The organism is Polynucleobacter sp. MWH-Berg-3C6 (assembly GCF_018881855.1).
Lineage (GTDB): Bacteria > Pseudomonadota > Gammaproteobacteria > Burkholderiales > Burkholderiaceae > Polynucleobacter.
The window spans coordinates 824896-848356 of record NZ_JACVPN010000001.1 but is presented as its reverse complement, the minus strand read 5'-3'; the positions used below and the strand labels follow the sequence as shown (position 1 = coordinate 848356).

The window sequence follows — 23461 nt, the reverse complement described above, 5'->3', positions numbered from 1 at the left end:
TCAAACAATTTGTAATCAAGTTGTCATATCTTAGGATAACTATAAGGGTTCAAACTCTTGGTTAAGGGATGGGCATGCTATACCTTTTGCAAAACACAATTGCTTCTAGTATTCGACCAATGCGTCAATCTCTTAGGATTGTGCGGGCTACTTTAAATAGTGCGGCCAACCCATTTATTAATACTGAACTCCATAAATCTAATCTTGCTTGGCTAGATGTCATAGAACAATTGTCAGGCGCACATCTCAAGCCGGAGTGGGGTATTCATGAGATTGAGGTTAATGGAGGGGCAGTTGAGATTGAAGATGAAATAGTTCTCAAGCGAACGTATTGCCAATTAGTGCATTTCAAAAAAGTAGCCACAAAATTACATCAACCAAAACTACTCATTGTTGCTCCCTATTCGGGGCACTTTGCCACCCTTTTGCGAGGTACCGTTGAGGCAATGCTACCGGAGCATGATGTTTATATTACTGATTGGCTCGATTGCAAGAACATTCCCACCAATCAAGATCGCTTTAATCTCAATGATTTTATAGACTACTTAATTGATTTCTTGCATTTCTTAGGCCCTAAGACTCATGTGTTGGCTGTGTGTCAGCCTACCGTTGCCGCTCTTGCAACCACTGCCATCATGTCAGATTGGGGTGATCGCTGTCAGCCATGCTCATTAACGCTGATCGCTGGACCGATTGATACTCGAGTGAATCCAACCAAGGTTAATGAGTTTGCAAAATCTCACGATCTAGAGTGGTTTGAGAAAAATTTGATTCAACCTGTGCCACCACCATTTTTAGGCATGGGCAGAAGGGTTTATCCAGGTTTTTTACAGCTAAACAGTTTTATGGCCATGAATTCTGATCGTCATGCCATCTCAATTGATGCCATGCATGAGGCATTGGTTCGGGGAAATGAAGAAGAGGCTCATCGTCGCAAAGCTTTTTATGATGAATACCTCTCAGTGATGGATTTGACTGAAGAGTTTTATCTTCAAACCATCAAAGAAGTCTTTCAAGAACATTCCTTATCTCAAGGAAAGATGATGAGCCGTTGGCATCAGGTAGATACTAAACATATTCGCAAAAGCTATTTGATGGTCATAGAAGGTGAAGAGGATGATATTTGTAGTGTTGGTCAAACGAGAGCGGCATTTGATATCACGCCAAACCTACCTGAAAAACACAAACGCTACGAGTTGATTCAAGGAGTAGGGCATTACGGAACCTTTAATGGCGCAGTATTTCGTCGCACGATTGCTCCAATGATTACCCAATTTATTCAAGATGCTGATCAGCACCATGAAGTAACAGTTCTACCTTCCCAAGTAACTACAACAGGAGACCAATCATGACCTTAAACCATTTTGGTGGATCAGGACAGACATCAGGGCAAATGAACCCCATGAAAACTATGGAGGGATTTTATAGTTTGATGATGCCTATTTGGGCTGTGACGAGCAATTCTTTCGAAAATCATAAAAAATTACACGAAGAATTAATTGAGTTAATGCAAGTGGCCAATGAGCGGGTTACTGACAGAGTAGTTGAAGCGGTTGATCATAGTAAGCCTAATGAATTCATGGCCGCTATGACTATTGCCTGTCAAGCGTTTGGACAAACGAATCTAACCATTTATAACGCTATGGCTGAGCAACATCATCAATTTATGGACAGCTTCTTTCAGCTAATGGATAAAGGGCATCAGCAGATTTATAAAGATGCCAGTCAGATATAAAAAGTTGTAAGGACATGTGCTGATCCTTACAACTGCAATACAAACTATCCCTCATCCCTTACAGCGATCCGCCCATGAGTATCTAAATCAGACTCATCAACTTCTAGCGAATCATCTTCAATCACTGTTGCGCCTTCTAGGTGCTCGATATATTCTCGAATGGCATAGTAAGGCGCAACATGGACATGATCATCATCTTGATGATCCCAGACTTTGTAACGAAAGACGGTTAACTTCATTTGGTATTTTCCTAAATTAAGCTCATGAACCTAGGCGGTGATTAATATAGAGACTGGCGTAGGCTTTACGAGCTTCAACCCAGGCTAAAGCCGCTTTAATGAACAGGCGTTTTAGTTTTTTCACGATTTATAGCCCCCCCAGAATTAGTGTAGTGATACAGGTAGTCACGAGTAAGTTGCTCTACCTGCTGATGGCTATTAGGGTTGCGGCTATTGATGTACTGCTCTAAATCACTGCCTTTAGTCTGGTTTGCAAAGACTTGATTTAAGAGACTTAATAATTGTGTCATTTAAGGCTCCTTTGGTTGAAAATACTAGGGTTATTACCTAGTTAGTATGGGCCTTATTGATGAATACTGCATGACAGCAAAATAACTTTTTAGATTAACAGACCTTAAGTTCATGACTAAAAGTACTATTTGTCGTCAATTGGTCATAAAACCCCAAAATACCCCAAATTAGATCAAAACGTATAAATCTGGGCTGTAGATCTCACTAAGTTAGAATCAAAAGGTGTCTTTTAAGAAGAAAGGACATCAATATGAAGGCACTACAAGAAGCTCTAGAGAAATTGCAGAAAACTGGAACAGTTAGTCTGTCTGACTTAAAGGTTCTTGAACTAAAAGACCTAGAAGCTCTTTCAGAAGAAATCAAATACTGGTGTCTTTATGGCAACGGTAAGCCTGAAAAATTAGGCAGAAAGCACAAAGGGCATTAAAGCCTAATCTTCTAAATCCTCACTACTTTCATCTACTCGGTATTCCACTTTAATTTTTTTTAGGACCGGATGTAGAAGTGCCGTCTTATCCTTCGGGGATGGATCAGTTAAGTAGCAATAGCCGTAAAAAGGAATTGGCTCTTTTTCAAGCATCTCCCGATCTTCAGTTGTAAAGGTAGTCATCAGCGCTCTCCCCAAATGAATCAGATTGGTTACCTATGAGCTGTTGGAACAAACCAATCACAACCAGTAGCGATCAAAATTGATCCTCATATCCCATAGGTAGATTTGATTTTTGTCGATTAAATATGACAGTTCTACCGTTAAATGAAATATTTTTAAATAAATTTTATGAAGTGAAATTGTCATAAATAGGCTTGATATCAGGGCCTTAAATATGACAAAGCGGTTTAAAAATTCACAGAGGTGTCATAAGAAAAGTAGAGCATATCAATCAAGTTCAATGACAAATTGAAGGAGATAGAGAATGCTAGATCAAAACCAAAGTGACAAGATTATTGACTTAAGAAGAATGTCTGCTGAATATTATCAAAAGGCGGCCTGGAATCAATTGTTAGCCCTAGATAACTATCGAGAAAAAAATTTTGAAGCGGCAGAGCGTTTTGCACAACTTTCATTTGAGGACCAGATGACAGCGACTGAGTATGCAGAGTTAGCTGATGCTGAATCTACTCTGTATCTTGAGTTAGAACTAGAGGATTAAAGTTGATTGGTAATGTGAAAGGCCTCTTGTTCAAAGCTGTATTTGTAATAACAGTAAGTATTGGTATTTCATCACAAGCCATAGCACTTAATATCGCTAAAAGCGATATCTTGTTGCACATTGTTTCGCAGTGTGTAGATCCTTTAAAAGAGAATTATTGTGCTAATTGCACGCTACCTAGGCGGGAAGCCAATTGTGGCAATGTTAGTGAGTGCAAAAAAACCAATGAGGTATGGGCGCTAAATACACAATATGCTGCAATACGAGATATCAAAATGTGTGGATGCCCCGCAGAATTTGTTCATGGCCTTGCTATACCTCGAGATCTTATTACTGGTGTAGAAGACTTAAATCGACAAGAAGATATTTGGCAATTTGCTTGGGATGTTGGAGTGGAGCGCATCGAAGCTGAATCACTGGCATTGGTTGTTAATCCCAAGTCCCAACGTACTCAAAATCAATTACATCTGCATATACTTAGATTGGATCAAAATGCCAGGGCCCGTTTTGAGCAATACGCACCTGTTTATGTTGATAACCTCAAGAGTGTTTGGTTGATAGCTGATAAAGACGCTAAAGCCAAAGGTCTAAGGGATTATGGTGTTCTAGTAGCTCAGACTTTAGAAGGAAAATATCTGGTATTAGTTAGCCCCAATAGCCCAGAAGCTGCCTTTACTATTTGGAGTTGTAATTAAATGATTCAATGGTTTATCTGCTTATTTCTATCGCTAAGCACAATCCAAAGCCATGCATATGAAAATTCAAATCCACATGATGTTCAAGTAAGCGTAAGTTCCGAGGATGGCCACTTCAAAATTCTGGCAAGTTATGAGGTGCCAATTGATATCTGCACTGCCTACACCTTTATTACCGACTATGAGGGCGCTAAATATGTTCCAGGAATTATTGAGTCAAAAGTAATATCAAGAACACGGAATAGGGTACGTGTTCAAAGATTAATTAGAGAACAAATACTGTTTTTTCCTATTGAGATGAAGTCGCTCATTGAATATACGGAGTTCCCAAACAAACTGATTACTTTTAATCAAATTAGTGGTGATAACAAACAATACCAAGGGTCTTGGAGGCTTAGTGAAACAAGGGATAAGACTCTCTTTAGGTACGAGGCTATTTTTGAGCCGAACTCCCTGATTCCATACCTAGTGATTGAGTATTTTATAAGAAATAGTGTGCGTGGAAGATTCGAATTCATGGCACAAAGAGCGGCGCAGACAAAATTTCCTGAAATACTCGCTTGCAATTAATTTGACATACAACCACTCGACTGTTTGCAGATACTAGTCATTTTTTGAGGCTTAGGATGCCGAAATAGTGGATTTAAGCCTTGCCGGACCCATAAAATTGAGGCCTTAGGCATAAAAGCTGAAAAACATTTAAAGTGTTTTTATGAATGATCCCATCCATTACACCCCGGTTCAGTTTTCTGATCGAGTTGCTCTCTCTTTTACTAAGGGCATGCGCTTTTTTGCGGATACCTTTTTCAAGAAACGCTATGGCCACAGAGCAGTTGTTTTAGAAACAGTCGCAGGAGTTCCCGGTATGGTTGCTGGAATGTGGACGCATTTAACAAGCCTGCGCAGTATGAGAGTTGGCTATGGACCAAAGATTCGGACGCTGTTAGCGGAAGCTGAGAACGAAAGAATGCATCTCATGACCTTCATTGAGATTGCAAAGCCCAATATATTTGAGCGTTACCTAGTCTTAGTAACTCAAGCCATTTTTTGGAATTTCTTTTTTGTGATCTATGTATTTTTCCCAAGAACAGCCCATCGCATAGTGGGTTATTTTGAGGAAGAAGCCGTTTATTCCTATACCGAATATCTAAAAGAAATCGATGAGGGACGTATAGCCAATGTGCCTGCTCCAAAGATTGCTATTGATTATTGGAAGCTTGGGCCTGATGCAACCCTTCGGGATGTCGTGATTGCTGTTCGTCATGATGAAGCTCATCATCGGGATACAAATCACCAATTTGCTAGTGACTACGATTTACGATCTTAGACATTAAGGCCCAAGCCTCACGCTTGATAACTGTTGTGCAGTCTCAAAACCCAGTTAAAGCCACCAAGCGCGTGACATCACTTCGATTTCTTCAATACCAATTCATTGGAGACCTCATTCCAAGGCACTTCCCCAGACCAGGAATCTTCAGTTACAGAACCTTTGAATATAAATCGTCCGCAATTATGAATTGGCAATGGTTCGGTTCTAATGAAAATAGAATTTCCTTGGATTTTTCCAGATTCAATTTTGGCCTCCCCGGAACAACGAAGCTGGCCTCCTGATAAGGTAACAGCGCCACTTAAACCACCATCAGAACTTTTATCAACGCTAGCCTTGACGTGAATAATTATGTCAGGTCTATGACCCCTTGTTGTGGTGAACTTGCTGGGTGGTGAAAATTCACCCTGCCATTCTTCTCTTGCTTGAGCGGTGGTTGAGAGTAGAAGTAAGACTAATATTAGCTTCTTCATATCCATTCTTTTCATCCTTTATTACTAGATGCTTTATGCTCTTTATCGTAGCATTTATATTCCTCAGTATCTATAGCTCGAGCGTTCGTAAAAGCCCATATCCTCAAGGTAAACACCTGACCAGACCCCATTCTCTTGGACTATCTATTGGCTTAGAATGGGCTGATGAATAAATCAATCCATTTATCAACCCTGACGACTCTGGCTGTGCTGGCACTATCAGCCTGTACCACCGCCAAATTAGAAGCCCGTCTCGAGGCTAACCCACAGTGCAAAGAAATCTATAACGCCAAAACTGGTGCATTAATGCCATGTCCTGGAACTGATAAATCTTTTTATGTGGCGGCAGGGCTTGAGACGCCAAAACAAGCTAAACCTGCACCAGTTGTGAGCAATACTTTGGACACTCCAGCATCGACTACTCCTGTAGCCGCCGCTACAGCCCCAACAAGCAGGGTTGCTACCCAATCTTCTCCAGCTCCACAAACTGACTGCAAACCTACCATTCATAAAAAGACAGGGGGTATCTTGCCTTGTCCACCCCAGGATTAATAATTGTTGGTTATGATGGTTTAGATTCCTTTTCGGTTAATGTATTTGCGGCACTTTTATAGGATTAAAAATGAAGAAAATTACTCTGGTCGCTGCATCCTTTTCCCTAGCCCTGTTAGTGGCAGCATGTAGCAATGCCCCAAAACTTGCCACTGAAGCAATGCCTAAATCGGGATTTTTACCTGATTATTCATTGCTAGTGCCCATGTCTACCTCGGTTGCAGATGCACGTATTTGGAGATACAGAATTTCTGGAGTTAATCCTGGTGTGTATACCGCTGTTATCTTGGATCCTATTTATTTAAATCAGAACGCAACTAAAGATGTAAGTGCCGAATCGATCATGAATGCAAAAGCGGCATTGCAGGCCTCCATGGTTGAGGCAGTAAATGCTCGTGGCAATATCAAGATTGTCACCAAGCCTGGCCCGGGAGTAGCACGGGTGGCTGTTGGTATCACTGGCGCAGAAAGTTCTAATGACTATTTGAAGCCATGGAACTTTACTCCTATTGGATTAGCGGCTAATGCAGCTGCATATGCGGGTGGCGTCAATGCAAAAACTCCGGCCCTAGTAATTGAGAGCAAAATCACAGATAGCCAAAACAATAAACTCTTAGGCGAAGGTTTAGTAACCGTTCAAGGCGAGTCATTTAGAACTGCTAGCGGATCTGTTGACTCATTTATAGCAATGGCAAAAAAAGCAGTTCAGGTGGCAATGGAAACATCTGCTAATCCAACGCCAACAGGGAAATAAGAGATAGGCATGAGAATTAATCTTTTAAAAGCGATTTTGCTTTCTGTTTGTGTAATGTTAGCTTTATCGTCACCAGCATATGCTGATGATACATCTCGCAATAAGGAAATTTCTGAGCGTTTTGCAAAGTGCGATAAAAATCACGATGGCAAGCTAACCATGGCTGAGGCCAAAGGTTGCATGCCTCGTATCTATGATCACTTTAGCTATATTGATACCGGCAATAAAGGTTATGTCACCGTTGCTGAAATTCAAGCGATGGCAGCGCGTTAACACTCCAAGAGCCTCTTCAGAGGCTCTTTTTTATTGGATACGATATGACCATAGCATTTCCTGGCTTTGAGCAAAAAAGAATTACCGTTTCATCAGAGGACGGTCCCATAGAGATCGCCTGTCAAGTAGGCGGTAATGGTCCACCCATATTGCTATTACATGGCTTTCCACAAACCAAAGCGATCTGGGAGTTGGTTGCTCCAGAGTTAGCAAAATCTTTCACAGTCGTGGCCTCCGATCTGCGGGGTTATGGGCAATCCTCTAAACCTCATGGCAAAGCCGATCACTCAACTTATTCAAAGAGATCCATGGCAGCAGATCAGCATGCTCTGATGCAGTCTCTAGGCCATCAGCAATTTTTCTTGCTAGGGCATGATCGTGGCGGCCGTGTATCTCATAGATTGGCCATGGACTTTTCGGACAGCGTGTTGCGTTTAATGGTCCTGGATATTTCTCCAACGCTGACGATGTATGACAACACCACGATGGAGTTTGCTAAAGGTTATTGGCATTGGTTCTTTTTGATTCAGCCAGAACCTATTCCAGAAACCTTAATTGCTGCGAACCCCGAGTTTTGGATTAAGCAGCATATGGGTCGTCATGCTGGTACGGGCATCTTTTCTCCAGAACGTTGGGCAGAGTATCTCGCTGGCGCAAGCAATCCACTAAGCATGCATTCCATGTGTGAGGACTATAGAGCTGCTGCTAGTATTGATTTAGTTCATGATCGGGCTGATAGGGCGGCAGGTAAAAAACTCACGATGCCATTTCGAGTTTTATGGGGTGAGCACGGCTTAGTCCATAAATGCTTCAAGCCTATTGAGGATTGGAAAGTGGTAGCCGAAAATGTCTCTGGAAAAACCGTTCCTTGTGGTCACTATATCCCTGAAGAGTGCCCAACTGAGTTGATTACTGAAGCCAAAGCCTTCTTTACTGAAGCAGTTTGAAGATGCTTAGTGTTAAGCTCACCTCTAAACGTTCATTTCTAGCTGAAAGTGTCTCCCATGAATACAGTCATTCAAAAAATCTTCCTAACTCTTACTGCCTTAGTTTCTCTGAGTGCATACGCTCAAAAGAATGATGCCATTCTGAATACGGATCAAGTTCAGCAAGCAATTGCTCGTGGAGCGATTGTCTGGGATGTACGTGATGAAAAAAGTTTCCTAGAGGGGCACATTCCAGGAGCAATCAATATTGGTGAGATAGGTAGTGTTCTAAGAGACCCCAATAAAGAAGACTACATTGCGACTGAAAAGATTCAAAAACTCTTCAATGACGCTGGTTTAAACATTAACCGCGATATTGTCGTTTATGGAGCGCGTGGCAATCCTTATGCTTATTTCGGTTTGTACACCATTAATTATTTTGGTGGAAAACAAGCTCAGATTTATCATGATGGCTTTGATGGCTGGAAATCTGCTGGCTTACCGATTCAGAAGGAGCGCCAAACATCCGCGCCTGTATCCGTAACCCTTGTACCGCAAGCTCAGCTCGTGGTATCTAATGAAGAAATGCTCAAGCTTGCTCAATCTAAATCGGTACAGATTTTGGATGTCAGAACTCCGGATGAATTCTCAGGCAAAGATGTCCGCGCCATTCGCGGCGGCCATATACCAAATTCAGTCAATATTCCATTTGAAGACAATTGGCAGGATCCAGCTACTGCGATCAAACTTAGCAAGAAACAGGTTACCGACAATGCTGGCATGTCAATGAAAAGCGAGGCAGATCTCAAAAAGCTCTATTCCAACCTAGACCCAGATAAAGAAACTGTGGTGTATTGCCAAAGCGGTGTTCGCGCTGCTGAGACTGCAGTAGTCCTTAAAAACCTCGGTTTTAAAAAGGTGAAGGTGTATGACTCAGCCTGGCTTGGATGGGGTAATAACCTAAAGGCGCCAGTAGCTGATGAGACTTTCTTAAATGTAGGCGCATTGAATGCCAAACTCAGTGCAATGCAAAATAAAATTAATCAGTTGGAGGAGGCCTTAAAGGCCAAGAGTAACTAGGCAATATTCTTTTAGGGAATGCTAGGAGGCTAGTTTGGGTGGTTTGCTTCCAAGCGGCGGGCAGGGCATTACAACATCAGGATCTACCGTTAAGATCTTTTCATCTTTTCCGGAATATTTGACCCTAGATAAAAGATCTCGAATCAGGTTAAGGTGAGTATGCTTTTTGCTATTGGCATTAATCACAGTCCAGGGAGCTTTTATAGAACTAGTTTGTTGCAGCATCAGATCGCGTGCAACACTGTAAGCGTCCCACTTATGCTGTGCCTGTTCATCGATAGGGCTGATTTTCCACTGTTTTAAAGGATCGGTTTTCCTGCTCTCTAGACGCTCCGCTTGCTCCTTCTTGTCGATGTCTAAGTAGTACTTGATAATCTGTATGCCAGAATCGACCAACAAACCCTCGAACTCATTGACAGAGGCCATAAATAGTTTGTACTGTGCCTCAGTGCAAAAGCCCATAACTTTTTCCACGCCAGCTCTGTTATACCAACTGCGATTAAAGATGCTGAACTCTCCCGCAGAAGGAAGTTCAGCAACGTATCTCTGAAAATACCATTCACCTTCCTCGTGAGAGGAGGGCTTACCAAGTGCTACAACATGAGTTTCACGTGGACTAAGATGTTCAGTAATGCGTTTGATTGTGCCATCTTTACCTGCCGTATCTCGACCTTCTAGGATAACTAGTAAACGTAAATTACCTGAAATAATTTCACGTTGAAGCTTGACTAGCTCAATTTGCAATAACTTTAGTTGTGCGTCGTAATCAGACTCGTGATCACTTGCTTTTGGATCTTTACTCACTACTTAAGCGTCGGTATTAGAGGCAGGTGGAGTCTCCGCTTTTTTGGCGGGTGTTTTCTTGCTAGCTACTTTTTTTCTAGGTGCTTTTTTAGCAGGAGCTTTTTTACTTGCTGATTTCTTTGAGGCAACCTTTTTAGCCGCTGGCTTTTTTGTCGCCTCCTTTAACTCGAGCTTATCAAGAGCTTTAGCTAACTTATCAATTAACTTTTCGCGATCAGATTCCAGCCTATCCAGTTTTTTCATTAACTGTTTTACTAACTTTTTCTGGCTCATGATTTTTCCTAAGGTTGAAGTGGGTCGCTATTCATACCCATCGTACGGATAATTGGGCAGCGATTCAAGTAATTATGACAATTAAACCTCTTTTTTCTGATTGCTAAAATTAGTGCTACATTAAAAGAGCATGTTTAAAACCCTTTCTTCTTTGCCCAAAACGGTTTGGTTAATCGGTTTAATTAGCTTTGTGAACGATTCGGCAAGCGAGATGTTGTACCCTTTAATGCCGCTTTACTTGGCATCCGTGCTTATGGCTGGACCAAAAGCGATTGGCATCATCGAAGGCGTAGCAGAAGCTACCTCTAGTCTATTCAAGCTGATTTCTGGAGTTGTTGTCGATCGGACCAAAAATGCTAAGGTCTGGATTGTGCTTGGTTATTTGCTTGCGGGTATCGGTAGACCATTAATTGCATTTGCCAGCTCTTGGATTGGCGTGTTGTTCATTCGCTTTACCGATAGACTTGGTAAAGGCTTAAGAAGCTCCCCAAGAGATGCATTGTTGGCCGAGAGCGTTCCGGCCAATCAACGCGGCATTACTTATGGCCTTCATCGATCCATGGATAATGCTGGCGCAGTTGTTGGCCCATTACTCGCTGCTTATCTACTCGCAATTAATATTCCCCTGAAAGAAATTTTTCTCTGGGCAGTCATTCCAGGCGCTATTACTGTTGCTCTAGCCCTTTGTATTAAGGAGCCTGCGAGAGAAAGCTTCGATGCATCAACTGTGAAGTTCAGCTGGAACCTGGATGGAATGCCAGTCGAATTTAAGCGCTATCTATTGGCAGTGGGTTTATTTGCACTTAGCAATTCTTCAGACATGTTCTTGCTGTTAAGGGCCAGGGAACTTGGCGTACCTCAGGAACAGATTCCGCTGCTATGGGCCTGTATTTCTTTAATTACTACCGTATTTGGTACGCCACTTTCTGCCTTATCGGATCGATTTAATCGTAAATACTTTATTGCCATCGCATGGACTGCATATGCATTTATTTATGCTGCAATGAGTTATTCCGGCCTGACAGTTGGATGGCTTTTTGGAATATTCGCCCTATACGGGTTATTTAAAGCAGCTACTGAGGGAGTTGAGAAGGCACTTGTTGCTGACCTAGCTCCAAAGGGGTTAACAGGGACTGCCTTTGGATGGTTCAATCTTTGCTCTGGAATGATGCTGCTGCCAGCGTCTTTTATATTCGGCTGGCTGTATGAATCTATTAACCCGACAGTAGCGTTTCTATTTTCAGGCTTGTCATCAGGCCTTGCTGTATTGCTACTGGTATTTTGGGTATTTAAACCGAAAAAGATGAATCCAGTAAGCACCTGAAATAAAAAACCCTAAATAAATCAATTATTTAGGGTTTATTTGATAACTTACTCTGGATGAAAGTTATTGCTAGCCATGAAGCTGATAGTGCGTTCAAAGCCTAGGATACGGATATAGCGCCAAGCGATATCGCGATACTTGCTATCCAAATAGCCAATAGCGACTTCAGGCGTCCTTTTGGACAAGTCGATTTCTTGAATTGCGCGGGCCCAACGTTTTAGTCTTGTTGACATTTTTGTCTCCTGTATGCCCATACAACGCACCAGAATTCGATAGAGATGACAAGAATTACAAAATTTTTAACAAATATTTGGGTGTAAAAACCCTAAATTGAGACCACTTTATGGGGGTTGAGGATATTTTTTGGGTCCAAGGCCCTTTTTAGAGTCTTCATGAGGTCATGGGCTACCTCACCCTTATGTGCCCTTAATCCCTCCAATTTGAGCTGTCCAACCCCATGTTCAGCCGATATAGAGCCTTGGCAACGCTCCACCTGGGAATACACCAGCTCATGGATCGCTTTTTCATAAGCAAGGTTAAATGTGTTAGGGTCAGATCCAAGGGGTGGGGCGATGTTGTAGTGGAGGTTTCCGTCGCCTAAGTGGCCAAAATTAATGATCCGTACACCTGGGTACTGTTGGCGCATTAAAGCATCCGTTTCCTGAATAAAGCTATCCAAGTAAGAAAGTGGAATGGTGATGTCATGCTTGAGATTGGCGCCTTCTTCAGCTTGCGCCAGGGTAATGTGCTCACGCATATGCCAAAACGCATTGGCTTGACTTAGGTTGCTGGCAATGACGGCATCACTAATTAATCCTGCTGCGAAGGCTTCTTCTAAGACCGTTTCTAGGAGTTTTCGGACGTGCTCTTCACTTTCATGATCAGAGAGTTCAATCAGGATGGTGAAAGGGGGATTACCTTTTAAGGGGTTGGCCATCTGCGGAAAGTGCTTCTCATTGAGTGCCAAGGATTCTTGGGTCATCATTTCAAAGCCAGTGAGCAATGAGGTCGCTCGCTTCTGAAATAAATTCAGCAGTGCAATGGTGGATGCAATGTCTTCGGTTGCTACCAGAGTAGTCCACTGAGAGGTGGGCAGTGGGTAGAGTTTCATGACCGCAGCAGTAATGATGCCGAGCGTGCCTTCAGAACCAATAAACAAATCACGCAGGTCGTAACCCGTATTGTCCTTGCGCAAACCTTTCATGCCGTTCCAGATCTCACCCTGAGCGGTAACAACCTCAAGACCCAGACAAAGATCACGGGTATTACCATAGCGCAGTACATTTGTGCCACCAGCATTTGTAGCGAGGTTGCCACCAATCATGCAACTGCCCTCCGCACCAAGACTTAGAGGAAACAAGAAATCTTGCGCTGCTGCTTTTTCTTGAACGGTCTGCAAAATACATCCCGCTTCAAGCGTCATTGTTTGATTAGCGGAATCAATTTCACGAATTTGATTCATGCGTTTCAGATTCAGAATAACTTGCTTACCGCTATCGTCGGGTGTAGCTCCACCGCAAAACCCAGTATGGCCACCTTGCGGAACAATGGAAACATGATTAGCCGCACATAGCTTCACAATATTAGCGACTTCATGAGTAGTTTTTGGAAGGAGTACTGCTAGAGCCTTCCCAACATAGCGCTTACGCCAGTCGGTTAGGTAGGGATCCTTATCTTGGTCTTGGGTGAGAACGAATTCTTTGCCAAGTATTTCGCTAATTTGCTCGATCAAGCCATTCATATTCACTCAGCCTGAGCCTTCTTCTTAGCCAAACTTTTAGCCTCTTGCTTAATTGGCTTTAAATACATTAGTAGACAAACAAAACCGGTGGTTGCAAGGATGGTTTCCAAAACAGCCATCCAAAAGTTTGCGCCAGTTTCTAAAATGCGTACCAAGCCTTCGGTGATGTAGAGCAGAATTAACATCGATGCCCACTGCATGGTGTAAACCTTGCCTTTCCATAGGCCAGGAATGGCAAAGAGTAAAGGTATACCTTTCAGAATGAGCCAGGAGCCGCCAGGGCGAAGGGGGGAGATAAACCACTCCCAACATACACACAGAATAAATAAGTCCACAAAGGCTGCCGTTGCAAGCAGTTGGTAGGGATTCTTCTGCAGGATTTTCTTCAGCATCTTGATTATTTCTTTTGAAGTCTTAATGCGGTTTCAGCTAAGCGCTTACCTTGGGCTATCGCTAAGCGTTGCTCCTCTGGGCTGATAGGTGCTCGTCCATCTGCATGGGCTAGATGGGTCACGCCATAAGGGCTGCCACCGGTATTGGAGGACATTAAATCAGGCTCACTGTAAGGCAATCCCACAATAACCATGCCATGGTGAAGCAATGGAATCATCATCGTGAGTAGCGTACTTTCTTGACCACCGTGCATACTGCCAGTGCTCGTAAAAACGCATCCAGGTTTTCCGATTAGAGCGCCATTGAGCCATTCTGATGAACTGCCATCCCAAAAATATTTCATGGGGGCGGCCATATTGCCAAAGCGAGTAGGGGAGCCCAGTGCTAAACCAATGCATTCTTGTAGATCGGAGTATTCAACATATGGGGCTCCTTCATTGGGTACTGATGCCTCCGTAGCTTCACATACTGTAGATACTGCAGGTACAGTTCTCAGGCGCGCATTTACCCCGGGAACGCTTTCAACGCCTTCTGCTATGAGGCGTGCCAGCTCCTTGGTTGCACCATGGCGGGAGTAGTACAAAACTAAAATTTCAGCTTGGCTCATATTCTTCTCTTATGATACGGCGATGCGCCTTATTCGTAACCCCCAATTATGGCTTGCTCTGGGCAAACAGCTCTGGGAGCGCAATCGTGGTCTTAATTTAAACCAGATAGCTGCCAGCCTTGCATTTACGACTACCTTGTCCTTAGTCCCAATGCTCACCATTGCGACCATCTTAATTGGTTATCTGCCCAGCGTTATCCAGGTAAAAAATGCTTTCAGAACCTGGCTACTCGATACTTACATGCCCGGCGGTTTAAATCAGCAAGTCTTTAGTTATCTAGAGCAGTTTTCATCACAAGCTAGCGGCTTAACTTTGATTGGTTTGCTTGGTTTGGTAATTACCACCATCACGACATTGGCGGTAATCGAGGCTGCCTTTAATCAAATTTTCAAAGTACAAGAACGCCGTCCTTTATTTAAAAAGGTGCTGATCTATGGTGCGGCAACTTTTTTAGGCCCCGTACTTTTGGGTATCGGAATATATCTAAGCGGGATTTTATTTAGCGCCTCAGAAGGGTGGATCGAAACAATCTCCTTTGGTTTCCGTCTCCTTGCTGCAATTGCACCCATTTTTTTAGCGATTGCCGTCTACGCAGTGGTGTATAAAGTTTTACCGTATTCCAAGATTCTTTGGTCGGATGCTTTTTCAGGCGCTTTCTTTGCTGCCATCAGTTTTGAGTTAATGAAGTTCGGCTATGCTATTTTTCTGAGTCACACTGCTTTCTATAAAACAGTCTATGGCGCCTTTGCCATCTTCCCATTGGGCCTGCTTTGGATTTATATGACCTGGTGGATAACCCTTGCTGGCGCCATCCTAGTCGCCAATTTACCCAATATCCGCAGCGGGCTCATTAGGGTTATTCGTTACTAAAAGAGGGCTTTGAGCCCTTGATTGAACGACACCTTGGGAATATATTGGGGTTATACATACGGTTTGTATTGTTTTTTGGAGATTAAATGAAAGTACGTGACATCTTGCGCGTTAAGGGCAGCACCTTATTTACGGTTGCACCTGACACTGCGCTGCAAACTGCCGTATTAGTCATGAGTGAGCACGATGTTGGCTCATTAGTTGTCATGGACTATGACAAGCTAGTCGGAATCTTGACTTTTCGTGAAGTGATCTCTGCATTAGCAACACATCACGGCAAGTTAGATAATATTCAAGTGCGCGCCGTAATGAATCAAAAGCCGCTCACTTGCAATATGGAAACGGAGATTGATGAGGTTCGTCGCATGATGTTAGTAGACCATGCGCGCTATTTACCTGTTATTGACCAAAAGATGTTGATGGGTGTGATCTCTTTTTACGACGTTGCCAAGTCCGTTGTTGAAGCGCAGGATTTTGAAAATTCGATGCTCAAGGCCTACATTCGCGATTGGCCAGAGGACACCGAAAAGGCTGCTAACTAGCCCCTAAGCACTTGTTTTAACCTGATATTCCTGACAAATGACATAATGTCGGTATGTCAGGAAATACTTTAGGCCTCCTCTTTACTGTTACCACTTTTGGTGAATCTCACGGTCCTGCTATTGGCGCCGTGGTTGATGGCTGCCCACCGGGCATGCTTTTATCCGAAGCAGATCTTCAGTTGGACCTAGATCGCCGTAAGCCTGGTACATCCCGTCACGTTACCCAGCGCAAAGAAGAAGATCGGGTTGAAATTCTGTCCGGCGTCTTCGAAGGTAAAACTACAGGTGCGCCAATTGGCCTGCTGATACGCAATACCGATCAACGTAGTCAAGACTACGGTGATATTTTGCAAACCTTTAGACCAGGCCATGCTGACTACGCTTATCACCATAAATATGGCTTCCGGGATCCACGCGGTGGTGGCCGTTCCTCTGCTCGCTTAACTGCGCCTGTGGTTGCTGCAGCTGCGATTGCCAAAAAATGGCTTAATGAACAATATGGCACTGAGTTCTATGGCTATATGAGTCAGCTTGGTGAAGTGGAGATTCCTTTTAAAGACCTTACTCAGGTTGAGAAGAATCCATTCTTTGCTGCAAATGCTGACATCATTCCTCAGCTTGAGACTTACATGGATGAGCTGCGCAAAGCAGGGGACTCTTGTGGCGCGCGGATTGAGGTGCGCGCTCGCAATGTTCCGATTGGTTTAGGTGAGCCTCTATTTGATAAATTGGATGCTGATATTGCGCATGCCATGATGGGTATCAATGCGGTTAAGGGTGTTGAGATTGGCTCTGGCTTTAAATCTGTGGCTCAACGCGGTAGTGAGCACGGCGATGAAATGCATCCAGATGGCTTCGCTAGCAATAATGCTGGCGGAACTCTTGGTGGCATTAGTAGCGGTCAGGACTTACGAGTATCCATTGCTATTAAGCCTACCTCTAGCATCATGAGCCCAAAGCAATCCATTGATTTGGATGGTAAACCCATTACCGTTCAAACCAAGGGTCGTCATGATCCTTGTGTGGGCATTCGGGCTACACCGATTGCTGAAGCAATGTTGGCTTTAGTGCTTATGGATCATGCTTTACGCCACCGCGCTCAGTGCGCAGATGTCAAAGTAAGTGCTAAAGCGATTCCGGCAGCACGGCCAGGCTCCAAAACCGATTGATTGATATAGAGAGATGACACCCTCGCTTCGCTGGGCCTTCGGGTCCTTTTTCTTTTTATATTTTGCTTATGTCGGTCTAGTTTCACCTTACGCAAGCTTGTTTTTTTTAGATCGCGGCTTTAGCGTCATCGAAATTGCAATCTTAATGTCGATGTTGCAAATCACCCGTATTGTTGGGCCCTTTTCCTGGGGCTGGCTTTCTGATTTCTTATCAAACCGCATTGGCATCATTCGAGTTTGCGCATGTTTAGCAGCGCTTGTTTTTCTATCTATTTACTTTCTACAGGGCTACATCAGCTTTTTTATTTGGATGTTTGTCCTGCATACCATTTTGAGTAGCTTGATGCCTTTGGGTGAGTCGGCAACGGTTCATGCTTTATTTAAAGACAACTCTTTCGATAAACGTTATGGACGTTTGCGCTTATGGGGCTCCTTAGGCTTCATTTTCATGGTGCTTGCTGCAGGTGAACTCTTTCAGCGTAACACCATTGAGCTTTACCCATTTGTGGGTACAGTAGTTTTGATAGCCCTTGCAGCGGTTACCTTCTTATTGCATGAGCCTAAGATGGAGCGCCGGAAAATGGTGAAAGGCGAACTGCTAGTCGTTCTTTTTAATCCAGATGTGCGTTGGTTTTTGCTCTCTGGCTTCTTTATGGTGTTTGCACATGCGGCGCTGTATGTGTTTTATTCCCTCTATCTTGCTAACCTTGGTTATGACAAGTTTCAAATTGGTCTTTTCTGGGCCCTAGGGGTATTTGCTGAAGTGATCTTCTTTTATTTCCAAAGCAAAGTACTCAGTCGCTTAGATGCAGAAATCGTCCTTCAAGGCGCTTTTGTAGTTGGAGTAGTGCGCTTTATCTTAATTGCATTTTTACCCATCACTTCAGTGCTAATTTTTGCGCAAATACTTCATGCTGGAACTTTTGCGGCCCACCATAGTGCGGCGACCAAACTATTGCAACGCTGGTTTACGGGCCCACTTCAAGCAAGAGGACAGGCGTTGATGGCCACGGTTTCCTATGGATTGGGGGGCACATTAGGCGGGCTATGTGCTGGTTGGATCTGGGAGCTCTCGCAGCCGCGTGATGTCTTTGTAATGTCGGCATTCGCTTGTGGTTTAGCGGGCATGGCCATTCAGAAACTGAGACCACGCCGCTACTCAAACCCTTAAGAAAACCTAAAGGTAAAAAGCGGTTTACTGAATCTTGGCCTTGGCGCGCAATTTTTGCATCATCTCTGAGAACTTGGCTTTTTGCCAATTTTGATCAGCCATGATCATTTGCTTCAACTGATCCTTAATCTCGTCTAGGCTCGGCGCCTTCACATCACGCGAATCCACCATTTTGATAATGTGATATCCAAATTGAGACTTCACTGGCTTATCAGTAATTTGGCCATTTTTTAGTTGAACCATGGCTTTTGAGAATTCAGGAACCAAGGCTTTATCAGAAACCCAGCCCAGATCTCCGCCGTCCTTAGCAGAGCCAGGATCTTTTGATTTTGCTTTGGCAATGTCTTCAAAGTTACCGCCAGCCTTAATCTGAGCAATGATTGCTTTTGCATCTGATTCTTTTTCGACCAAAATATGCTCTACGTGGTATTCCCTCCCGGTGTACTGGGACTTAACGGTTTCATAGGCCGCCTTCAGATCTGCTTCTGCAACACCTTCTTTTTCAGCATAGTCCTCAAATACCGCTGCAACCAATACTCCAACACGTGCTTGCTCTAACTGGTCTCGCACAGATTCTTTTTGAATGACGCCGCGCTTATCAGCTTCCTGCAAAATCAATTCACGGGTAACTAGCATTTCACGGGCTTGATCACGCACCTGTGGATTATCTGGCTGACCTGATTTCTGCACCAATTTATCTAATTGGGATTTAGGAATGGACTTTCCATTCAAAATGACAGCGTTCTGGGCAAAGGCAGCGGTAGACAAGAGACTAATTAAAAGACTCATTGAAAGAAACTGGTGTGATTTCAGCATAGTGGTGGTCAATAAATAATTAGTTAGGGTAGATAGATTGATGCTGCTAAGTTTAATGCAGCCTTAAGTTGTGGCCTCTCCAGGCGCCATTGCATTAATAGTCAAGGCATGAATTTCTGTTGGGATATGGCGATTGAGGGCAGCATAGACGGCACGGTGTCGTGCCACCAAGTTCAGGCCTTTAAATTCCGGGGCAACAATAGTGAGTTTAAAGTGCCCACCACCGCTGGCTGCACCCGCATGTCCAGCATGCAAATGACTCTCGTCTTCAATGTGCAGGTGCTCTATGGCAAATGCTTTCTTGAGATCTTGCTCAAAAAGGGCAATCCGTACTTGGTTGATACTCATTCTGGAGGATGCTCCATATGACGTGAGAGCCAAATGCCTTGAATAATCACAAAGACAACTAGCAATCCTGTGCTACCAAATAATTTGAAATTGACCCAGGTTTCTTCGGAGTATTCAAAAGCAATATAGAGATTCAGAATGCCCATAAAGAAGAAGAAGATGGACCATGCCATATTGAGTCGATGCCAAACAGCATATGAATTTTCCGGCTTCAAGGTTACTTGCTTACCCATCAGTACTTGTATCCAATTCTTTCTAAAAAATTGGGCGCTAATAAATAAGGCTCCTGCAAATAGCCAGTAAAGAGCAGTTGGCTTTAGCTGAATGAAGGTTTTGTCATGTAAAAAGATAGTGAGACTACCAAATACGAGGATCATGACTAGGCTAATCCACTGCATCGCATCAATCTTGCGATGGCGATAGTAGACCCAGAGGATTTGGCCGATAGTTGCAACCATAGCAACAATCGTCGCAGTGTAAATATCACCAAATTTGAAGGCGATAAAGAACAGGATAATGGGGAATAGATCGAATAAAAATTTCATCAGGGGATTATCCAACTATTTACATTGAGGGCTGCATTTATGGCTTGCTGGTGAGTTCAGCGTTAGAGCTAGGTTCAAAGCTTAAGGATGCAGAATTAATGCAATAGCGTAAACCAGTAGGGTCTGGACCATCATCAAATACATGGCCAAGATGAGCATCGCAGTTGGCACAGCGCACTTCAGTGCGGATCATGCCATGGCTAGTATCTCTAATTTCTTTAATGGCAGATTCTTCTTCAGGCTTGTTATAGCTAGGCCAGCCACAGCCAGCATCAAATTTTGTATCCGATAGGAAGAGTGGAGTATTGCAACAAACACAGGTGTACCTGCCTTTATCCCAATGGTCCCAATACTTGCCGGAAAAGGGTCTTTCAGTAGCCGCTTCTCTCGTAACTCGATATTCAATATCGCTGAGGAGTTTTTTATATTCTTGATCTGTTTTTTTCATATGAGATTCCTTGAATGAAGTATCAATAGCCTATGAAGAGCAGCTAACCTCAATAGCGCTTAAATCTGGCGGCGGGGGAGAAGCATATTCTGTATATTGCTCTTGTTCATCAAAAGGACTCTCTAAAATTTTTAAGAGTTTAGTAACTTCAGAAAAATCCTTGTGCTGGGCTTTTTCAATCGCTACCTGAGCCAGATGATTACGTAAAACATACTTTGGATTGACTGCATTCATGTTCAATTTGCGCTCGGCATCGATACTTGATTCAGACTTCAGACGGGCAATGTAATCAGCAAACCATTGATCTATTGCATCTCGATCAAGAAAGTCATTCCGCATTTTGATTTCTGTAACAGGTGCATTGATATTAATGTCGGCAAGCCCTCTAAACAGTTGAGTGAAGTCAACCTTTGAATCGTGCATTGCCTGGAGGAGGCTTTCGATCAATTGAACATCATCCTCTTGTGCGGTCATGAGGCCTAACTTCTGCCTAAATAGACTTTGCCAAGTCTGTCCATAGACAACCGGGAACTGACTCAGTGCTTTAGTGAGGAGTTCTTGAGATTCTTCTTGTGAGCGATCTAATTCCAGAAGCGGAATGAAGGCACTGGCTAAGCAGGCCATATTCCAGTGCATGATTTGGGGTTGTCGATGGTAGGCGTAGCGACCGCCTTGATCGCTATGATTGCAAATATGATCGATTTGAAATTGATCCAAAAATCCAAACGGGCCGTAGTCAATCGTGATACCTAAAACACTAATATTGTCGCTATTCAAAACTCCGTGACAAAAGCCAACGGCTTGCCATTGGGCCACCAAGTTTGCGTTGCGTTGACAGATCTGTTGGAACAATTCCAAATAGGGATCTTTAGCGATACGACAATCTGGATAGTGCTGATCTATCAACAGATCAGCAAGTTCTTTTAGTCGAGCAATGTTTTGTGTGGAAGCAAAATGTTCAAAATGCCCAACTCGCATAAAACTTGGCGCCAAACGAGCACACACCGCAGCCGTTTCAATGCTCTCACGTAAAACTGGTAAATCTGATCCAACTACAGAAAGTGCTCTACTGGTAGGAATACCTAAAGCATGCATCGCTTCGCTACATAAGAATTCTCGGATGGAGGAGCGCAAAACAGCTCGGCCATCACCCATGCGTGAATAAAGTGTTTTACCCGCTCCTTTGAGCTGAAGTTCTTGGTCAGCGATTTCACCTAGAAGGATTGCGCGGCCATCACCTAATTGACCGGCCCAAACACCAAATTGATGTCCGCTATAAACCGTAGCAATGGGGTGAGGAAATTGAGAAGACTGCGTCTGCAGGGAATTGCCGGCCAAAACTTCCAGCCAAGATTCATCTTTTGGGTAGCCGTTATCGTTTAGGGGGATATTGACCAGTTTTGCTGCTGAAGATGAAAAACCCACCCAATAGGGTGCTGGAATAGGGCTAGGTTGAAGCTCTTGGACGGCGTCATCGCCACGTAAAGTAAAGGCCATGACAACTATTCTAGGTGGATTTCACAAACGGTGTTTGAGCTACTAAAATGACCTTATGAACAAACAAGTCCAAATCAATCCTCAAACCCAGCTTGCCAATTTAGGCGAGGAATTAAACGTCCCATTTTTAAAGTTACTTGGGGTACGCTGCCTTAGCGCAGAAATGGGCAAAGGGGAGATTTTGCTGGCACTAAAGCCGGAGCACACCAATACCTGGGCGGTAGCTCATGGCGGCGTACTTCTGACGTTAATGGATGTGGCCATGGCGGTTGCTGCCAGATCTGGAGATCCAGCAGATCGAAGTGTCGTCACAATTGAGTTAAAAAATAACTTCATGCAAGCCGCAAATGGAGTATTGCGTGTTAAAGCAGATACGGTTCGTAGGACCGCTACCATGGCTTTCTGTGAGGCTAAGCTCTATAACGATCAGGGTGAAGTGTGTTGTATGGCTACAGGCACATTTAAGTACCTCAAGCGTTTAGCAACTCGGAATGGAGATGGCGACCGTGTTGTAAATGACGATCAACGCGGCGAAATAAACGATTAAGAAAAGATGGACTATTAGACGGGCGCAGCGCTAAGTGCGCCAGTTATAACGTCATGGCCAACAGTGCCAGTTGCATCAAAACGACGCTCGACCATTTCAAACTGACCATCTTTGCGCACCCTAAGAACAGTGCTTGAGCGTGTTCCATAGGTATCCGTTTTGATAAAAGCAGGAGACAGAGCTTTTTCCCATTCACGGCTAACGCCCGTGTTAGGCAACTCATGATCACTTGCGTGATGCGTATCAGATAGCAGTTTTAGATATTGGTCCGCATTTTTTAACTGACCGTTATCCATGGCAAGAGTTTGAGCAAAGGCAGCCACACGGTGATTTACTTTAGGCCATGGCGTATCTAGCATGGCATTTGAAAGCCCATACACTCCAGCATCTAGGGGTTGATGGGGGAATACTTTGCGCGGGCGAATGGTTTGACCCATCATCATGCGGTTACTTATCCAATGCATCTGCGCATTTTCTGGATTACTTAAATCAGCCATCAGAAGATTGAAGCCATTGTAATTTTGAAAACGCTTTACATTCTCTTGAATAAAACTCGCAGGCCCATCTTTGCCAGCAAGATACATCAAGGATAGTTCGCCACGTGTTCTGGAGTCTGGATTTTTTTCGCTTGGCGCCCTGACATTAGTGAGCGCTGCAAATTTACCGGTCTTAGTAAAACCCAACCATGTGCCAGGACTTCCCAAAACATCAGCACGATCTCTACCAGCTAAAACATGGGGATGTTCGGACCACCAAGAAATGCCAGCAGTATCGCGCTCATAGAATTCATCGCGATTAGCCGCAACTACCAACGGGTAGTCTGGATGGGATTGCCAGGCAAAAAGGATGAGACACATGTCTGCTAAAAG

The 23461-nt window shown here is 43.7% G+C and carries 34 protein-coding genes; 18 read left to right on the top strand and 16 right to left on the bottom strand.

Features of this window, described 5'->3' with window-relative positions:
- Window positions 1-74: 74 nt before the first annotated feature.
- Window positions 75-1352 (top strand): polyhydroxyalkanoate depolymerase, encoded by a 1278-nt coding sequence (phaZ, locus tag ICN13_RS04410; RefSeq protein WP_216139135.1) that lies wholly within the window; start codon window positions 75-77, stop codon window positions 1350-1352.
- The gene (locus ICN13_RS04405; protein ID WP_216139134.1) at window positions 1349-1735 is read left to right on the top strand and encodes a hypothetical protein; all 387 of its coding nucleotides are present in this window, start codon (window positions 1349-1351) and stop codon (window positions 1733-1735) included. The genes phaZ and ICN13_RS04405 overlap by 4 nt, the downstream gene beginning before the upstream one ends.
- Window positions 1736-1779: 44 nt before the next feature.
- Here the strand turns inward: ICN13_RS04405 and ICN13_RS04400 are convergent, their stop codons facing one another.
- The gene (locus ICN13_RS04400; protein WP_216139133.1) at window positions 1780-1974 is read right to left on the bottom strand and encodes a hypothetical protein; all 195 of its coding nucleotides are present in this window, start codon (window positions 1972-1974) and stop codon (window positions 1780-1782) included.
- A gap of 95 nt (window positions 1975-2069) precedes the next feature.
- The gene (locus ICN13_RS04395; RefSeq protein ID WP_216139132.1) at window positions 2070-2264 is read right to left on the bottom strand and encodes a hypothetical protein; all 195 of its coding nucleotides are present in this window, start codon (window positions 2262-2264) and stop codon (window positions 2070-2072) included.
- A gap of 251 nt (window positions 2265-2515) precedes the next feature.
- On the opposite strand from ICN13_RS04395, the gene ICN13_RS04390 reads away from it, so the two are divergent.
- Window positions 2516-2692 (top strand): hypothetical protein, encoded by a 177-nt coding sequence (locus ICN13_RS04390; protein ID WP_216139131.1) that lies wholly within the window; start codon window positions 2516-2518, stop codon window positions 2690-2692.
- A gap of 3 nt (window positions 2693-2695) precedes the next feature.
- Here the strand turns inward: ICN13_RS04390 and ICN13_RS04385 are convergent, their stop codons facing one another.
- Complete coding sequence (locus ICN13_RS04385) at window positions 2696-2875, bottom strand: hypothetical protein (RefSeq protein ID WP_216139130.1); 180 nt, start codon at window positions 2873-2875, stop codon at window positions 2696-2698.
- 304 nt (window positions 2876-3179) lie between these two features.
- Here ICN13_RS04385 and ICN13_RS04380 point away from each other — a divergent pair, with 304 nt between their 5' ends.
- From ICN13_RS04380 to ICN13_RS04365, 4 genes are all read left to right on the top strand, one after another.
- Window positions 3180-3416 carry a hypothetical protein gene (locus ICN13_RS04380; protein ID WP_216139129.1) on the top strand — a complete coding sequence of 79 codons (237 nt, stop codon included), beginning with the start codon at window positions 3180-3182 and terminating at the stop codon, window positions 3414-3416.
- Between the two features lie 2 nt (window positions 3417-3418).
- Window positions 3419-4111: a CDP-diacylglycerol diphosphatase gene (locus ICN13_RS04375; RefSeq protein WP_216139128.1), complete on the top strand. Its 693-nt coding sequence runs from the start codon at window positions 3419-3421 to the stop codon at window positions 4109-4111.
- On the top strand, window positions 4112-4681 hold the full coding sequence (locus ICN13_RS04370; RefSeq protein ID WP_216139127.1) for an SRPBCC family protein: 570 nt from the start codon (window positions 4112-4114) through the stop codon (window positions 4679-4681).
- Window positions 4682-4823: 142 nt separating this feature from the next.
- Entirely contained in the window at window positions 4824-5438 is a 615-nt protein-coding gene (locus tag ICN13_RS04365) for an alternative oxidase (RefSeq protein ID WP_216139126.1), read from the top strand.
- A gap of 77 nt (window positions 5439-5515) precedes the next feature.
- Here ICN13_RS04365 and ICN13_RS04360 read toward each other — a convergent pair whose 3' ends face one another.
- Window positions 5516-5917 carry a hypothetical protein gene (locus ICN13_RS04360; protein WP_216139125.1) on the bottom strand — a complete coding sequence of 134 codons (402 nt, stop codon included), beginning with the start codon at window positions 5915-5917 and terminating at the stop codon, window positions 5516-5518.
- A 159-nt stretch (window positions 5918-6076) separates the two neighbouring features.
- Here ICN13_RS04360 and ICN13_RS04355 point away from each other — a divergent pair, with 159 nt between their 5' ends.
- The 5 genes from ICN13_RS04355 (at window position 6077) to ICN13_RS04335 (ending at window position 9496) form a co-directional block, all read left to right on the top strand.
- On the top strand, window positions 6077-6463 hold the full coding sequence (locus ICN13_RS04355) for a hypothetical protein (protein WP_216139124.1): 387 nt from the start codon (window positions 6077-6079) through the stop codon (window positions 6461-6463).
- 70 nt (window positions 6464-6533) lie between these two features.
- Entirely contained in the window at window positions 6534-7217 is a 684-nt protein-coding gene (locus ICN13_RS04350) for a DUF3313 domain-containing protein (RefSeq protein WP_216139123.1), read from the top strand.
- A 9-nt stretch (window positions 7218-7226) separates the two neighbouring features.
- Window positions 7227-7490: a hypothetical protein gene (locus ICN13_RS04345; protein WP_255534033.1), complete on the top strand. Its 264-nt coding sequence runs from the start codon at window positions 7227-7229 to the stop codon at window positions 7488-7490.
- Between the two features lie 44 nt (window positions 7491-7534).
- A complete protein-coding gene (locus ICN13_RS04340; RefSeq protein ID WP_216139122.1) occupies window positions 7535-8437 on the top strand; it encodes an alpha/beta fold hydrolase in 903 nt (300 codons plus the stop codon).
- 57 nt (window positions 8438-8494) lie between these two features.
- Entirely contained in the window at window positions 8495-9496 is a 1002-nt protein-coding gene (locus ICN13_RS04335; RefSeq protein WP_216139121.1) for a sulfurtransferase, read from the top strand.
- Between the two features lie 21 nt (window positions 9497-9517).
- Here ICN13_RS04335 and ppk2 read toward each other — a convergent pair whose 3' ends face one another.
- Both ppk2 and ICN13_RS04325 read right to left on the bottom strand, forming a co-directional pair.
- On the bottom strand, window positions 9518-10300 hold the full coding sequence (gene ppk2, locus ICN13_RS04330; protein ID WP_216139120.1) for a polyphosphate kinase 2: 783 nt from the start codon (window positions 10298-10300) through the stop codon (window positions 9518-9520).
- A 3-nt stretch (window positions 10301-10303) separates the two neighbouring features.
- A complete protein-coding gene (locus ICN13_RS04325) occupies window positions 10304-10573 on the bottom strand; it encodes a serine/threonine protein kinase (protein WP_216139119.1) in 270 nt (89 codons plus the stop codon).
- Window positions 10574-10703: 130 nt separating this feature from the next.
- On the opposite strand from ICN13_RS04325, the gene ICN13_RS04320 reads away from it, so the two are divergent.
- Complete coding sequence (locus ICN13_RS04320) at window positions 10704-11897, top strand: MFS transporter (protein WP_216139118.1); 1194 nt, start codon at window positions 10704-10706, stop codon at window positions 11895-11897.
- Window positions 11898-11944: 47 nt separating this feature from the next.
- Here ICN13_RS04320 and ICN13_RS04315 read toward each other — a convergent pair whose 3' ends face one another.
- From ICN13_RS04315 to wrbA, 4 genes are all read right to left on the bottom strand, one after another.
- On the bottom strand, window positions 11945-12130 hold the full coding sequence (locus ICN13_RS04315; protein WP_087909997.1) for a hypothetical protein: 186 nt from the start codon (window positions 12128-12130) through the stop codon (window positions 11945-11947).
- A 92-nt stretch (window positions 12131-12222) separates the two neighbouring features.
- Complete coding sequence (locus ICN13_RS04310; protein WP_216139117.1) at window positions 12223-13638, bottom strand: FAD-binding oxidoreductase; 1416 nt, start codon at window positions 13636-13638, stop codon at window positions 12223-12225.
- Between the two features lie 2 nt (window positions 13639-13640).
- Window positions 13641-14030, bottom strand: coding sequence for a DUF2069 domain-containing protein (locus ICN13_RS04305; RefSeq protein ID WP_216139116.1), 390 nt, complete (start codon window positions 14028-14030; stop codon window positions 13641-13643).
- Window positions 14031-14035: 5 nt separating this feature from the next.
- Window positions 14036-14638, bottom strand: coding sequence for an NAD(P)H:quinone oxidoreductase (gene wrbA / locus ICN13_RS04300; protein ID WP_216139115.1), 603 nt, complete (start codon window positions 14636-14638; stop codon window positions 14036-14038).
- A gap of 22 nt (window positions 14639-14660) precedes the next feature.
- Here wrbA and ICN13_RS04295 point away from each other — a divergent pair, with 22 nt between their 5' ends.
- From ICN13_RS04295 to ICN13_RS04280, 4 genes are all read left to right on the top strand, one after another.
- Window positions 14661-15509 carry a YhjD/YihY/BrkB family envelope integrity protein gene (locus ICN13_RS04295; protein WP_216139114.1) on the top strand — a complete coding sequence of 283 codons (849 nt, stop codon included), beginning with the start codon at window positions 14661-14663 and terminating at the stop codon, window positions 15507-15509.
- Between the two features lie 86 nt (window positions 15510-15595).
- Window positions 15596-16051 (top strand): CBS domain-containing protein, encoded by a 456-nt coding sequence (locus ICN13_RS04290; RefSeq protein ID WP_216139113.1) that lies wholly within the window; start codon window positions 15596-15598, stop codon window positions 16049-16051.
- Between the two features lie 53 nt (window positions 16052-16104).
- Window positions 16105-17220, top strand: coding sequence for a chorismate synthase (gene aroC, locus ICN13_RS04285; RefSeq protein WP_216139112.1), 1116 nt, complete (start codon window positions 16105-16107; stop codon window positions 17218-17220).
- A 13-nt stretch (window positions 17221-17233) separates the two neighbouring features.
- Window positions 17234-18391 (top strand): MFS transporter, encoded by a 1158-nt coding sequence (locus ICN13_RS04280; RefSeq protein WP_216139111.1) that lies wholly within the window; start codon window positions 17234-17236, stop codon window positions 18389-18391.
- A 24-nt stretch (window positions 18392-18415) separates the two neighbouring features.
- Here ICN13_RS04280 and ICN13_RS04275 read toward each other — a convergent pair whose 3' ends face one another.
- The 5 genes from ICN13_RS04275 to ICN13_RS04255 form a co-directional block, all read right to left on the bottom strand.
- Window positions 18416-19207: a peptidylprolyl isomerase gene (locus ICN13_RS04275; RefSeq protein WP_216139110.1), complete on the bottom strand. Its 792-nt coding sequence runs from the start codon at window positions 19205-19207 to the stop codon at window positions 18416-18418.
- Window positions 19208-19270: 63 nt separating this feature from the next.
- On the bottom strand, window positions 19271-19555 hold the full coding sequence (locus ICN13_RS04270; RefSeq protein WP_216139109.1) for a BolA family transcriptional regulator: 285 nt from the start codon (window positions 19553-19555) through the stop codon (window positions 19271-19273).
- Window positions 19552-20100, bottom strand: coding sequence for a septation protein A (locus ICN13_RS04265; protein ID WP_216139108.1), 549 nt, complete (start codon window positions 20098-20100; stop codon window positions 19552-19554). Before ICN13_RS04265 ends, ICN13_RS04270 begins: the two co-directional genes overlap by 4 nt.
- Before the next feature lie 37 nt (window positions 20101-20137).
- A complete protein-coding gene (msrB, locus tag ICN13_RS04260; RefSeq protein WP_216139107.1) occupies window positions 20138-20548 on the bottom strand; it encodes a peptide-methionine (R)-S-oxide reductase MsrB in 411 nt (136 codons plus the stop codon).
- 30 nt (window positions 20549-20578) lie between these two features.
- On the bottom strand, window positions 20579-22045 hold the full coding sequence (locus ICN13_RS04255; RefSeq protein ID WP_216139106.1) for a YdiU family protein: 1467 nt from the start codon (window positions 22043-22045) through the stop codon (window positions 20579-20581).
- Between the two features lie 55 nt (window positions 22046-22100).
- On the opposite strand from ICN13_RS04255, the gene ICN13_RS04250 reads away from it, so the two are divergent.
- Window positions 22101-22592, top strand: coding sequence for a PaaI family thioesterase (locus tag ICN13_RS04250; RefSeq protein WP_216139105.1), 492 nt, complete (start codon window positions 22101-22103; stop codon window positions 22590-22592).
- Between the two features lie 14 nt (window positions 22593-22606).
- Here ICN13_RS04250 and ICN13_RS04245 read toward each other — a convergent pair whose 3' ends face one another.
- Complete coding sequence (locus ICN13_RS04245) at window positions 22607-23449, bottom strand: NRDE family protein (RefSeq protein ID WP_216139104.1); 843 nt, start codon at window positions 23447-23449, stop codon at window positions 22607-22609.
- Window positions 23450-23461: the final 12 nt, after the last annotated feature.